Origin of the sequence: Allobosea sp. Leaf344 (assembly GCF_001426225.1) — a bacterium.
GTDB lineage: Bacteria > Pseudomonadota > Alphaproteobacteria > Rhizobiales > Beijerinckiaceae > Allobosea.
Map to the genome: position 1 here is coordinate 1 of NZ_LMRT01000014.1, position 13,210 is coordinate 13,210.

The window sequence follows — 13,210 nt, forward strand, 5'->3', positions numbered from 1 at the left end:
GGACGACGTCTACCGGGACGGCGCGACGGTGACGAACAGCATCACCAATGCGGTCGAGGCCAACGCCAACACGCCCGGCGCGCTCGAGGCGCTGGCCTTCGATCCGACCCCTGTCTCGACGGTGGTCTCGGATACCACCGACACCGTCACGGCAACCCTCACCGCCAGCGGCCCGACCTATGTCCCGACTGGCACCGAGATCACCTATACGGTGACGCTGAGCACGCTGACCGGGCTCACGCCGATCGGTCCGACCAATGGCAATCTCGTCTTCACGCTGGCGGATGGGAGCAGCGTGACGATCGCCAGCGGGTCCGCCAATACGGTGGGCACCGTGACGGTCCTGTATCCGTTGGGCACCGGAAGCCCGATCGTCAACAGCATCGCCAGCGTCAGCAATCCGGACGAATACGAGAATCTGGTCACCGCGGGGACGACCAGTGTCATCTCCAATACGCTGCCGACCGGCGGCGGCACGATGTCCCTGACCCTCGACGAGGCCGGGCTCGATACGACCAAGGACCCGCTGGACATCCGGGCCGGCCTTGTCACGGGCACCAAGCCGGGGACGACGGTCGAGAGCGCCCAGGCCTCCACCGGGATCAGCTTCACCACCACCGGAGAAGCGCTGACGGTCGGCTTCGCCGCACCGACCGGCGCCAACCAGCCGATCGTGACGGATCTCGCCACGGGCTACGCGCTGACCTGGGCCCTCAACGGCGCGGGAGAGCTGGAAGGCACGTTGATCAAGACGAGCGCGCCGACCGCGACACTGGGCGTCGCGATCGTGCTGAAGCTCTCCGGGGACGTGACGGCTGCCGCGGGTGGCGACATCGCCACACCGACTCTGACGGCCACGCTGGTCGACAACCTGAACCACGCGCTCGGGACCGGCTCGATCGCCGTCACCAATGTCAAGATCGCCGCGACCGACGCCTCCGGCGACGTGGTCATGGGCACCGCCTCCGTGACCGTCGTCGATGATGCACCCACGGCCATCGTGCCGGATGCGGCTGTTCTGCTGAACACAGCGGGTGCGAGCTTCACCGCAGCCCTGGATGTCGACCGCAATATCGACCCCAATCTCGGAGCCGATGGCGGCGCGATCCGCTTTTCCTCGGCGCTGAACGGGGCGGCGAGCGGGCTGACCTCGGGCGGTCTGCCGATCACCTATGCGGTCTCGGCGAACGGGCTGACGCTGACCGGCTCCAGTGCCGCCGGGACGGTCTTCACCGTGACACTGAACCCCGACGCGTCCTTCGCATCGGCCAACGATACCTATACCGTGGTCATGACTCGTCCGGTCGACAGCGCCTCGGCCAGCGTCGATTTCTCCGGCCTCGCTTACGCTCCGAGCGGCGGAAACCTCACCTGGAACGGTTTCGTTCCGGCGGGGGAGACGCTTCAATCGCCGATCAACAACGACAGTCGCGACCTCCTGATCACCCCTATGGGGAGTGGCACCAGCGTCAACAACACCAATAACGGGTTTGGCGCAGCGGGCGGTGGCGACGGCGTTCGCATCGGCACCAACGAAGGTCTGCGCCTCGATTTCGTGACCGATCTTCGTGGCTCACCAGCCGCGAGCGGCAACTATCCCGACCCTGCCCAAGGCCATACCTTCGATGGGCATTACACGGTCAATGGCAGTACCTTGAAGTTCGACGCGAATGCGTCGACCGTACAATTCGCCGCGAAAACCGATGTGAACGATCCAGTCATTGCCGGCTATTCGACGGTGGGTGATGGGACGACGACGCCAATTACTGGCGTGATCATCACCAGGACAGTCGGCGCGACGACCTATCAGCAATATGTCGATCTCACCACGGCGGGAGCATCGAACTCCGTCAATCTCGGACCGGTCGGCGACGTCAGGACCTATACGGTGACCGAGCTTGCCGGCGCCTCGGCCGGAGAGATCACCATCTCCAATCTCGGGTCGAACGATACCGTCGCGATCTTCACTGGTTCTCCCGGGTATACGACGCTCGACGTCCGCTACGCCTCGGGAGGCGCGTTTCTGCTGAAGGGCTTCGGGACCAGCGCGATTTCGCCGGGCCTTGCGCAGTTTTCGCTGCCCCTCGAACTGGTCGACGGGGATGGAGATGCGGTGTCGGCATCGCTGAGCGTCGCGCTCGCCACGAGCGGGGACGTCATCCAGAATTTCTCCGCTTCCGCCAGCGGGGTCACCCCCGTCATCGACGCTGCGGCGGGAGAGCACGTTATCGGATCCAGCCAGGCCGACACGCTCAACGGCTCCTCCGCGTCCAATGTCCTGTCCGGCGACGATGGCGACGATACGCTCAATGGAAACGGTGGCAACGACGTGCTGCTCGGTGGCACCGGCAATGATCTGCTGGATGGCGGGATCGGTCTCGACGTCCTGATGGGCGGCACCGGCCAGAACACGCTGACCGGCGGCACGGGTGCCGATATCTTCCTGATCGATCCGTCCAAGCTGTCGGTGAATCTGCCGGACCTCATCACCGATTACAGCCTCGCCGAGGGTGACAAGGTCGATCTCAGTGCGCTCTTCGCGACCATGCCGGTCGGGGACAGGGCGACGGCCGCCAATGTCGACTCGCTGGTCAACATCGTCGGCAATGCGCTGCAGGTCGATACGAACGGCGCCGGTGCCGGCGCCAGCTTCGTCACCGTCGCGACCTTCAGCGCCGCGCCGGCCAGCGTCTCGGTCATCTTCGACAATGATCCGACCCATGCGGTGACGATCACATGAGCCGCCACGAGCGAGGATCGCGCCATGGACGTTGACGACCAGGCTTCGGCGCTCGTCGCCATCGGGCTCGGCGCGGCCGATATCGTCGAGGACCCGATCCCGGTGGGGCTGGCGCTCGGCCTGGTCGCCCCACCAGCGCCTCAGCCGACACAACCCTTGCTTGCCGACCTCGTCCTAAATGTCGCGGAAGAATTAAGTCTGCCTGTCCCTGCTGTCTACGAGTCGTCATCAACGGCTGACTTTACACCAGTGAGTCACCCGGCAGACGTCGCCAACCCGGGATACAGCGGCAATTTCGCCACAGCACTTGTGGATTCGCCACTCGACTCAGAGTGGTGCTTCACCACGACCGCATACACCGCTTGAACGTCAACTTGAGATGTGAGCAATTCATTCTTCTAATTCGCAGCAAAGTGTACAGAGTTGGCGATGCACAAACTTACCCTGCTGGCCTTGGGATTAGCGCTCTGCGCTTCTGTCGGTAAAAGTCATGCGGCAGATTTAAGTGCTCCGATGACTCAGCGTGAAACCGTCGTCCAGGGCTTCTGTCCGGCCGGGCAGCAATCCGCGATCGCGGCGCTCGATACGCTCGAGGCGATGCAGATCCAGACCCGCGAACTCTATGACAGCTCGGTCGAGGTCTATGAGCGCGACAGCACGCAGAACAGCCGGTCCATGCGGATCAAATGGGCAGATCTGGCGCGCGTCACCTGCGGCATCGCGGCCGGTCACCTGGCGACCGGGGAAGTCAATGTCGATCGCCTCAACCAATGTGAATGCAATTACGTGCGGATGACGCGGTTCAAGTGACGAGGTGCGGCTGGCGGGAGTGAGAGGCCGCAACGCCTCCGCTGCCGATGCCACTCAGGGGGTCTCCGGGGCGTCATGCCGCTGGAGTGGAAGACCGGGCGGGGAAACATGTTGAGTTCAAGTAGCCTTTCGCGGCCGACGGCGCGTCGCCTCCTGCTGACCTGCTCGATGATCGGCCTCCTGACCGGCGGCGCACAGGCGCAATCCCTGCGGGACGCCGTCTCGCTGACGCTCAAGACCAACCCGCAGATCGGCGCCGCGATCGAGAACAAGGAGGCGATCTCCTTCGAGCTGCGCCAGGCCCGCGGCCTGTTCATGCCCCGCATCGATCTGGAGGCCTCCGCCGGCCGCCGCGAACTCGATCGCCCGCTGCAGGTCGGCACCAATCCGCAAAGCAACTACTCCCCGGTCGAGGCCGGGGTCACCGCCACCTGGAAACTGTTCGACGGTGGCAGCCGCGAGGCGGAAGTCGATCGCCAGGCCTCGCGGGTCGACGGCGCCGCCATTCGCGTCTGGGAGCGCTCCGAGTTTCTCGCGCTCGAAGTGACGCGCGAATATCTCGAAACCATGTTGCAGCGTCGCCTGGTCGGCATCGCCGAGAAGAACGTGGCCTTCCTGGGGGATACGCTCTCCCGCATCCGGGCCAACGTATCGAGCGGCTCGCTGACCGATGCCGATCTGCGCCAGGGCGAGGAGCGGGTGCTCAGCGCCAGGGCCCGGCTGATCGAGGCCAAGCAGGAACTCAGCGCCGCGCATATCCGCTTCAACCGCCTGGTCGGGATCAACCTGTCGCGGCCGGCCATGCCGGGCTCCATGGCCGCGAAACTGCCGAAATCCCTGGATCTCGCGCTCGGCCTCGCCACGCGCAACAATCCGCGGCTGCAGATCGCCAGTGCCGAGATCGATGCGGCCAACGCGCTCGTCCGCGCGTCCCGTGCCAAACTCGCTCCGGAATTCTTCCTCGAGGCGCGCGGTCGCGTCGGACGCGACATGGACGGCGTCAGCGGCCGCACCAATGATGCCCAGGCGCGCGGCGTGATGCGCTGGAACCTGTATAATGGCGGTATCGACGCCGCCAACATCCAGGAGCAGACGCGGCGCGTGGCGGAATCGCAGTTCTCGCGCGATCAGGTGCTGCGCGAGATCCGCGAGCAGGTGAAGCTCTCCTTCGACCGGCGCGCGCGCCAGAGCGAGCTCGCCGGCGCCCTCGGTCGCCAGCTCGCCGCCGGCGACAGGGTGGTGTCGGCCTATAACGACCAGTTCTCGGTCGGCCGGCGGTCGCTGCTGGATCTGCTCGACGCGCAGAACACCCGCTACAACGCCGAGGTTCTCTTGGAGACGGCGCGGACCTCCGCGCTGTTCGCGGAATATCGGGTCCTCGCCGCGACTGGCCAGCTGGTCAAGGCGCTCGGTCTCCAGCCCTCCGCCCATGCCAATACCTATGCCAGGGCGGATGCCAACGTTCCCCCGACATCCACGGCCGATATCCTGCCGCAGCACTCGCCGCCGGCTCCCGGCGCGCGTCCGTGGTTGCCGCAGGGTGCCATCCGCTGAGCGAGCGGACGGATCGGCTCGGTGGACGCTGCCCTTCTCGAGAGCGAGACGACCTCTGCGGCTGCCGCGGACTCAGGGGAAGCGGCGGCGATCGCCGCCCCCGTGGCGGACGATCTGCTGTTTCGCTGCCTGCAGCGCGCTGCCGTGCTGTTCGAGCGGCCGAGCTCTGAAGCGATCCTGACGGCCGGGCTGCCGCTCGGCGAGGAGGGCTTCACGCAGGACCTGTTCGTGCGGGCCGCCGAGAAGATCCAGATCGGCGTGACCTGGATAAAGCGGCCGATCTCGGAGCTGATCGGCGCCGATGCGCCGGTCGTCGCCTGGCGCGATGACGGCCGGCCGATCCTGATCGAACAGGTTCGTCAGAACGGCTCGCTCGACGCCTATCTCCCGGAATTCCGCAAATCGGGTTCGCTGCCCGCGATCGCCGACATGGCGATCCAGCCGACGATGGCCTCCCTGCGCCCGGCCGCCGGCCAGATGCAACCGAAGGACGGCCGGCCCGCCGAGGCGCATTGGTTCTGGGGCAGGCTGGTCCGTTTCTGGCGGACCCATGGCTATATCCTTCTGGCGACGGTGATCATCAACCTGCTGGCCCTGATCACGCCGCTGTTCACGATGAACGTCTATGATCGTGTCCTGCCCAACAAGGCGTTCACGACCCTCTGGGTTCTGGCCGCCGGCGTCACCATCGGGCTCGCCTTCGACTTCCTGCTGCGGGTGGTGCGCTCGCATCTGATCGACCACGTCACCAGAAGGCTCGATCTGGGCATCTCCAGTTCCATGATGGAGCGCGTCCTCAATTCCCGCTTCGCCTCGCGGGCGGCCACGACCGGCGCGATGACGCAGCGGCTCAACGAATATGATTTCGTCCGCGACTTCTTCGCCTCCAATACGATCGTCTTCCTGATCGACGTCTGCTTCGCGGTGATCTTCATCGCCGTCATCGCCTGGATCGCCTGGCCGCTCGCCTTCGTGCCGGTCGTCGTGCTGGCCGTGATGGTCGGCGTCGGGCTGCTGATCCAGCGCCTGATGGGCAATGAACTGGCGCGGGCGCGCTACACCCAGGCGCAGCGCCACTCGCTGATGGTCGAGATGCTGGCGGGGCTGGAGACGATCAAGAGCGTCGGCGCGGAGGGGCCGCTGCTGCGCAAATGGGACATGATCTCACGCGAGGCCTCGTTCTCGACCGAGCGCATCAAATCCCTGTCCTCCTACGCCGCGACGATCGCCTATGCGATGCAGTTCCTGGCGACGATCGCGATCATCATCATCGGCGCCTATCTCTTCGACCTGTCGATGATCACGGTCGGCGGCATCATCGCCTGCTCGATGCTGGCCGGGCGCGCCGTCGGGCCGGCCGGGCAATTGGCGATCAGCCTGACCCGCGTGCGCCAGGCCTTTTCGGCGCTGGATTCGCTCGACGGCGTAATGACGCTGCCCGATGAGCGCGTGGACCAGCGCCTGCTGGTGGCGCGCGACATCGAGAAGGGGCATATCGAGTTCAGGAATGTCGGCTTCTCCTATGATCCGGAAGGCCGCAAGATCCTCGACGGTCTGAACCTGTCGATCATGCCGGGCGAGCGGGTCGCGATCCTGGGCCGCGTCGGAGTTGGGAAGACCACGCTCGGGCGCTTGCTGATCCGGCTCTACGACATCTCCGCCGGCGACATCCTGATCGACGGGGTCGATATCCGCCAATACCATCCGCACATCCTGCGCCATGAGATCAATTTCATCGGGCAGGAAGCCGATCTCTTCCACGGCACCTTGCGGGAGAACCTGCTGCTGGCGCGGCCGGAGAGCTCCGACGCGCAGCTGGTCGAGGCCGCGAAGCTCGCCGGCGTGGATGAGTTCGCCGCGCGCCACCCCCAGGGCTACGCCTTGCCCGTCGGCGAGCGCGGCGGGCTTCTGTCCAGCGGCCAGAGGCATATGGTGGCGCTGGCGCGCGCCTTCCTGCGCCGCGGCAAGGTGCTGTTCCTGGACGACCCGACCAGCTCGATGGATATGGCGACGGAACGCCTGTTCGTGGCCCGGCTGAAAGCGTCGCTATCCCCCGAGACGACCCTCGTCGTGACCACCCACCGCAATGCTGTGCTCTCGCTGGTCGATCGTGTCGTGGTGATCGAGGCCGGCCGGGTCGTCGCGGATGGCCCGCGGGACGCGGTGCTGCAGCGGCTCGCGACGACGGCTGCGGCCGCGCCGGGCTGATCAGGGCTCGTCCGACAGCTTCCTGACCACGCAGAGCAGCAGCGGCGTGCCGCCCGTCTGGACGATCGCGGTGTTCATGATCCCGCTGCGCTTCCTGCGCGCCGTCCGCAAGGTGAAGGGCGCGCCCACCGCGCGGTGGCTATCGGCGGTGAGGAGCGCGATCAGGCGCGCCGGCGCCACATCCAGCCGCAGCGTGACCTCCGGCCCGGAACCCGGCTCGCCGGCCTCGGCCGCGGTTTCGGTGGCCAGCCGCGCGAAGGCGGAGTTCTGCGCGATGACCTGCTGATCCGCCGTCATCGCCACGGCCGGGGCGGGGATGGCCGAGAGGATGCCGCGCATCGAGGCCTGGATCTGCTCCCGGAGGAGATCGCATTCGCCGAGCAGCCAGGTCACGGCGGCTGCACGCAGATGCGAGGTCTGGCTCTCGGTGTTGCTCGTCGTCAGCAGCGTGCCGATCAGCACGTTGAGCCGCTTGCCCTTGCGCGCGGCCATGCGTTCGAGCGCGGCCCAGAGAGGCAGTTCCAGCGCGAAGATCCGGCGCTTGCCGTCGATCGACAGGATCCGCGTGCGCCGCTGCGACAGGGCGACGGCCGGCGCCGCTTCTGCCGCCTCCGCCGCCTCTGCGGGGTTTTCAGCGCTCACGCAGCGCCTCGCGCCAGGCCCTGTTGATCGGCTTCAGCAGATAGGTCAGGATCGATTTTCGGCCCGTGATGATGTCGACATCCGTGATCATCCCCGGGATGATCGGATATTCGACATTGCCGCGCTTCAACGCCGCCTCGTCGGTCCGGATGATGACGGCGTAGAAATTCTCCTTGGCATTGCTGTCGAACAGGCTGTCGGCCGAAACATGTTCGACGGTGCCGTTCAGCCCGCCATATTGAAAGAAATCATAGGCCGTGACCTTGACGATGGCGCTCTGATTATTGGTCACGAAGGCGATGTCGGAGGGCCGGATCCGCGCCTCGACCAACAGCTTGTCTTCCAGCGGCACGATTTCCACAACCCGCTCGCCGGCATTGAGGAAGGCGCCGACCGTGGTGACGGGCAGGGCGTTGATGATCCCGTCGACGGGTGCCCGGATGTCGGTGCGGGCCACGCGCTCCTCGGCCCCGCGCAGGGTCTGGTCGATGACGGAGAGTTCCGATTTGCGTGTGGTCAGCTCGCCCGCGGCTTCGCGACGGAACTGGATCACCTGCTCCTCGACCTGCAATTCCGCTTCCGAGAGCGCCGATTGCAGCTTCGCGAGCGTCTCGGTGGCCGTCGCGACCTGGCCCTTGAAATCCACCAATTGGCGCTCGACGCGCAGCAGCTCCATCTGCGAGACGAGATTGCGCGTCGCCATCGGGCCGACCAGCCGCATCTCGCGCTCGGCCAGCTTAAGCCCTTCCGAAAACCGGGTCATGCCGGCGGTCGTCTCGGCGATCTCCTGGCGCCGCTGGTTGACCCGAAGCCTGAAGACTTCGAGCCGCGTGTTGAGGTTTTCGCGACGCAGCGCCAGCAGGCTCTGCTCGTTGGCGCAGACTGCCGGGGCGACGGCGGCGACGCTGGCCGGGCATTGATAGGCTTCGTCGCGGCCCGACGCCTCGATCTCCAGCCGAGCGATCTGGGCGCGGATGGCCCGCGCCTGCGCCTCGACCTCGTTGGCACGGGTCGCGTTGGGGGTATCCTCCAGCCGCATCAGCAATTCGCCTTTGCGGATGCGCTGGCCGAGCCTGACGGGGATCTCGCGAACCACCCCTGCTTCCGGGGTCTGGATCACCTGGACCCGGCTCGACGGGATGACCCGGCCAGAACCGCGCGTCACCTCCTCCAGCTGGGTCAGGCCAGCCCAGAGGCCGAGAGACAGAAACAACACGCCGACCGCCAGGATGACCAGCTTGGCAGCGCGCGGAACCGCCTCGCCGCTCTGAATTCCCTGGGAAATTTCGGGGCCGAGGGATGTTCCCAGTCGGTCTCTCAGGCGGGTCAGGGCTGACATGGGCCGTAGGGTTTCCAAACCTGAAACAACTAACTTCAACACTGGGATTGAAGTGTTACCACCTGTTTCCCTTGGATCATATCTAATCCTCGATCCATCAACTTTTAGCGTTTACGGCAGCCCCGCTGCTACGGACCCTGCCCCTCAATGCCACTCGCGAGGGGGGCATCGGGATGTGGGCGAGAGGACGGAACAGCCGGGCGGGAGCAGTTCTGCTGGCCCTGGCGGCCCTTTTGGCGCCGGCCCAGATCGCGCAGGCGAATATCGACCTGCCCATGCTGAAGGAAGGCGCGCAGAGCGAGCCGCAGCCACGCCCGGACGCGCCCGTCGCGGCGGTGCCGATGGCGCGCTTCGTCGCCTCGCCGACTGATGTCGAGCTGGGCTGGTCGCGGTTTCCTGCCGGGCAAAGCGTCGCATCCGGCCTGGGAGAGGGCCACCCCCGCCTGCGCTTCGCCGCGCTCGACTACCGCCCCTATCTTCCCGATCTCGTCCCGGCGTCGCGCGAACGGGCGGAAGCCCCGCCGCTCGGCAGCGATGGCACGCCGGCCTCGATCTTCGGTTCCGTGGCCATTTCCGTCACCGGTTCGGTCCATGCCGGACGCTGGCGCCAGGTGCTGTCCGAACAGGCGCATATCGCGTTGAGCAGGCCCTGCCAGGACAATGCGCAGGATTGCGGCGGCCCGCTGATGCAGAAGGCGAGGGGCGTCGTTCGAGAGGCCCGCAGGCTCGAGCGTGACGCAAAGGTCAAGCTGATCAACAGCTTCGTCAACGGCACGATCCGCTATGGGACGGACCGGGACATCTACGGCGTGTCGGATCACTGGGCGACGCTGGCCGAGACCTTCGCGCGGGGACGCGGCGACTGCGAGGATATCGCGATCGCCAAGATGTGGATGCTGCGCGCCGCGGGTATCGATCCCGCCGACATGCATCTCAGCCTCGGTCGCCAGACGCGTCTGCGCGAAGATCATGCGATCCTGGTGGTCAAGGCGGAGCCGGCGCGCAATTTCTATCTGGATAATCTGACGTCACGTGTCGAACTCGCAGAGGGCCAGGGCGAGTTCCAGCCCCTGCTGTCCTATGGCGCACGCGGCGCCTGGATCCACGGCTACAAGGTGACGCGGCGCTCGTGAGCTTGGAAGGCGTCGCCGCCGAGCCGGCATAGTCCTCGGCGTCGGCTTGACGCGCGCGAGCCGCCCACCGGGTCGAACCCCGACCCCCCGGCCATCAGCCGTGACGCTGCCCGTTCACTCCGACGGCATCGACCCCAGCTCCTCGTCGCCCGCCCGGCCTTCCAGAACATGGGTCAGCTCGTCGATCGCGGCGATCCGGTCGCCGTCGAAGCGATAGAAGGCCACGACCTTGATGGTCGCCTTCTCGCCGCTTCGCCTGACGACCCGCACGAGATGCACCGTCGCTGCCGAAACCCCATCGCTGACGATCTGCTGGATGTCGATCTCGATCGAGACGAGTGCGGCGCGCAGAGCCTGGACATGGCCGAGGAAGCCATGGAGATCGACGGTCCTCCCATCGACGCTCTGCCGATAATCCGGAGTGAAGAACCGAGCCATGGAATCGGGTTCTGCCTCGACGTCACAGAACATCGCGAAAACCTCCCTGATCATAGCGATCGACCGTTCCGACATCATCCGAAGCTCCGCTGGACCCATGAGCCGAAGACTAGCGGGTCGCGCATGGCAGGGATAAGCTAGGCTGGCCAAACGCTACGGAAGATCCGCCAATTCGACTCTTTCCGATCTCCCCCTGCGAGGCGAATACCGATCGCCCTTTCGTTTTCGCGGTCCTGTCCGATGCGCAGATGCGTGCGACCTCCATGCACCATCACGCCAGAGGCCAACTGCTCGGCACGCTGAGCGGGGTGGCGACGGTCGGCACCGCCGAGGGACGATGGGTCGTGCCGGCGACGAGCGCCGTCTGGATCCCACCGCGACACGGGCATGAATTCCGCTCTCACGGCACGGTCCGCTGCTGGAGCGTCTATGTCGCCGAGCCTTTATGCGCCCGCTTTCCGGCCGAGCCGCAAGTCCTGCAGATGTCCGATCTGCTGCGGGAGGCGGTCAGGACAGCCGCGGGCGGGTCGCGTCACGCGAATGCGCCCGCGAAGCGGCGTCTCGATGCCGTCATTCTCGACGAGATCCTGCTTTTGCCGCCAATGCCCTTCGCCTTGCCGATGCCCGGGGATCCACGCCTTGCCCGTATCGCCGGCGCCATCATCCTGCGGCCGGGAGAGCGGCGACGCATGGCGGAATGGGCGCGGTTCGGCGGCATCTCGCCGCGGACATTGACACGCCTCTTCCCCGCCCAGACCGGGCTCACCTTCGCGGCCTGGTGCCGATCAGCGTCGATCCTGAAGGCGATGGAGTTGCTGGCGAACGGGTCGTCCGTCACCGCGACCGCCTTCGATCTCGGCTACGAGACCGTCAGCGGGTTCATCGCCATGTTCAAGGGGAGCCTCGGCGTCACCCCGGCAGCCTATCGTCGGGCACAGACAGGGGGTTGAGCCCGACATTGATGCCGCCGCGCCATCCGGCCTCGCATCGGCGCCATTCGCATGGGCGATCTGCCGGCTCGCGAGCCTGGCGCTGCGCGATCCAGCCGCGGCGGATCGGCCCTCAGGCCCGGGTTCACGCCTCACTGCGTCAGGCGGACGGCGCTGATCTCGGCTGCGATCTTCTGGAAGACCGGGGTCAGCTGCGAGGCGTTCTTGACGTCGTAATACATGGAGGGGTTGGTGGCGCAGTCGCGCAGCAGATTGGCGTCGCCGTCGATGACACGGACCGTATAGATCTGGATCCCGGCCTTCTTGGCTTCCTTGCAGGCGAGGCCGGTGCGGGCGTCGATCGCGTTGCCGTTCTTCGTAAAGCGGTTTTCGGTGTTCAGCCCGTCGGTCAGGACGATCATGTATTTCGACAGGCGCGGGGTGTCGTAATCCTTGGCCTCGTCGAGCGGCAGCGCCTGGCTGAGGCTGGCCCAGCCCCAGCTGACGCCGATCGTGACGTTGGTATTGCCGGACGGCGTCATCTGGTCGACCTTTTCGTTGAGGTCCGCCCAATTATTGGTCAGCGGCAGCAGCCGGGCGAGAGAGGTCGCCTTGCAGAAATCGGCGGGGTAGCGCGTGTCGTTGTTGCCGTTGGTGTCGCCATCCNNNNTTCCCAGCTCCCCTTGGTGATAGTCTCGGTCTTCTTGTTCTGGCCGTTGCCGGTCTCGCGCGTCTCGGTGAATTTCAGCCAGGGCGCGTCCTTGTAGCTCTGCGGCAGGCGGACCTGCGTCGCGAAGGGAATCATCGAGATCCTGATCTGGTCGCCGCCGGCCGAAGCGTCCTTCATGGTGCGCAACAGCTCGCGCGTCGCCGTCTTGAGCGCGGCCATCTTGCCGGAACTGGCCATGGAGCCGGTATTGTCCAGAGCGAGGGCGAGCTCGATCGTCTTGGTGCCCCAGCTCGACTGGCTCTGCGCGCCGACCTCGATCAGATTCGTGCCGATGACGCGGGCTACCGTCGTATCGACATTGAGCGCGCCGCCGACGGTAACCGTCCGGGCCACCCTGTCGATGGCGATGTTGGCCGTGCTGAACTGGGCGGCGGTGTCGGATGAGAGATTGGCCTTGACCCATTCGTTGATCCGCGTCCTGAGCTGGCCATCGGTCAGCTTGGAGGCGTCGCGGGCCGCCATCAGCGCCGCATCGTCGAGCGCCGCGGCGAGCTCGGTGCGGGCCTTGCTGGCCCGGGCATAATCGACGGCGGCGCCGACCAGCCCCAGGATCGGAACCAGGGCCAGTCCGAACATCATGGCGAAGTTTCCGGATTCGTCGTCCCTGAACTTCTGGAAAATCTTCATCTCGGCCTCGCTTGCGGTCGAATTCAGAATGGAACCAAGGTGTTAATGGACCGCAACCGA

General features: G+C 66.0%; 11 protein-coding genes. 7 read left to right on the top strand and 4 right to left on the bottom strand.

The annotated features are described in order from the left end of the window. From ASG72_RS12040 to ASG72_RS12060, 5 genes are all read left to right on the top strand, one after another. Nucleotides 1-2,740 (top strand): type I secretion C-terminal target domain-containing protein (locus tag ASG72_RS12040; RefSeq protein ID WP_056712634.1); only part of this gene is annotated, 2,740 nt, incomplete at its 5' end. A 24-nt stretch (nt 2,741-2,764) separates the two neighbouring features. Beyond that, nucleotides 2,765-3,106, top strand: coding sequence for a hypothetical protein (locus ASG72_RS12045; protein WP_056712635.1), 342 nt, complete (start codon nt 2,765-2,767; stop codon nt 3,104-3,106). 63 nt (nt 3,107-3,169) lie between these two features. Beyond that, entirely contained in the window at nt 3,170-3,550 is a 381-nt protein-coding gene (locus tag ASG72_RS12050) for a hypothetical protein (RefSeq protein WP_156395926.1), read from the top strand. A 168-nt stretch (nt 3,551-3,718) separates the two neighbouring features. Further along, the gene (locus ASG72_RS12055; protein WP_056712637.1) at nt 3,719-5,104 is read left to right on the top strand and encodes a TolC family protein; all 1,386 of its coding nucleotides are present in this window, start codon (nt 3,719-3,721) and stop codon (nt 5,102-5,104) included. Between the two features lie 21 nt (nt 5,105-5,125). After that, nucleotides 5,126-7,312, top strand: a complete 2,187-nt coding sequence (locus ASG72_RS12060) for a type I secretion system permease/ATPase (RefSeq protein ID WP_162246241.1) — start codon at nt 5,126-5,128, stop codon at nt 7,310-7,312. On the opposite strand, the gene ASG72_RS12065 is transcribed toward ASG72_RS12060, so the two are convergent. Continuing rightward, the gene (locus ASG72_RS12065) at nt 7,313-7,954 is read right to left on the bottom strand and encodes a ribbon-helix-helix domain-containing protein (protein WP_056712639.1); all 642 of its coding nucleotides are present in this window, start codon (nt 7,952-7,954) and stop codon (nt 7,313-7,315) included. After that, nucleotides 7,944-9,293, bottom strand: a complete 1,350-nt coding sequence (locus tag ASG72_RS12070) for an HlyD family type I secretion periplasmic adaptor subunit (RefSeq protein WP_082540296.1) — start codon at nt 9,291-9,293, stop codon at nt 7,944-7,946. Before ASG72_RS12070 ends, ASG72_RS12065 begins: the two co-directional genes overlap by 11 nt. A gap of 233 nt (nt 9,294-9,526) precedes the next feature. Between ASG72_RS12070 and ASG72_RS12075 the strand changes: the two genes are divergently transcribed. After that, the gene (locus ASG72_RS12075) at nt 9,527-10,426 is read left to right on the top strand and encodes a transglutaminase-like cysteine peptidase (RefSeq protein ID WP_056712640.1); all 900 of its coding nucleotides are present in this window, start codon (nt 9,527-9,529) and stop codon (nt 10,424-10,426) included. Nucleotides 10,427-10,540: 114 nt separating this feature from the next. Here ASG72_RS12075 and ASG72_RS12080 read toward each other — a convergent pair whose 3' ends face one another. Next, nucleotides 10,541-10,963 carry a nuclear transport factor 2 family protein gene (locus ASG72_RS12080; RefSeq protein WP_348271585.1) on the bottom strand — a complete coding sequence of 141 codons (423 nt, stop codon included), beginning with the start codon at nt 10,961-10,963 and terminating at the stop codon, nt 10,541-10,543. Between the two features lie 149 nt (nt 10,964-11,112). On the opposite strand from ASG72_RS12080, the gene ASG72_RS12085 reads away from it, so the two are divergent. After that, nucleotides 11,113-11,814 carry a helix-turn-helix transcriptional regulator gene (locus ASG72_RS12085; RefSeq protein ID WP_056712641.1) on the top strand — a complete coding sequence of 234 codons (702 nt, stop codon included), beginning with the start codon at nt 11,113-11,115 and terminating at the stop codon, nt 11,812-11,814. 131 nt (nt 11,815-11,945) lie between these two features. Here ASG72_RS12085 and ASG72_RS20755 read toward each other — a convergent pair. Continuing rightward, on the bottom strand, nt 11,946-12,459 hold a 514-nt coding region (locus tag ASG72_RS20755; RefSeq protein ID WP_210168558.1), incomplete at its 5' end, for a VWA domain-containing protein. Between the last annotated feature and the right edge of the window lie 751 nt (nt 12,460-13,210).

Excerpts from the sequence above, each read along its gene's own strand:
- ASG72_RS12045 (WP_056712635.1), top strand. The coding sequence starts at position 2,765 with ATGGACGTTGACGACCAGGCTTCGGCGCTCGTCGCCATCGGGCTCGGC.
- ASG72_RS12050 (WP_156395926.1), top strand. The coding sequence starts at position 3,170 with ATGCACAAACTTACCCTGCTGGCCTTGGGATTAGCGCTCTGCGCTTCT.
- ASG72_RS12055 (WP_056712637.1), top strand. The coding sequence starts at position 3,719 with ATGATCGGCCTCCTGACCGGCGGCGCACAGGCGCAATCCCTGCGGGAC.
- ASG72_RS12070 (WP_082540296.1), bottom strand. The coding sequence starts at position 9,293 with ATGTCAGCCCTGACCCGCCTGAGAGACCGACTGGGAACATCCCTCGGC.
- ASG72_RS12080 (WP_348271585.1), bottom strand. The coding sequence starts at position 10,963 with ATGGGTCCAGCGGAGCTTCGGATGATGTCGGAACGGTCGATCGCTATG.
- ASG72_RS12085 (WP_056712641.1), top strand. The coding sequence starts at position 11,113 with ATGCGTGCGACCTCCATGCACCATCACGCCAGAGGCCAACTGCTCGGC.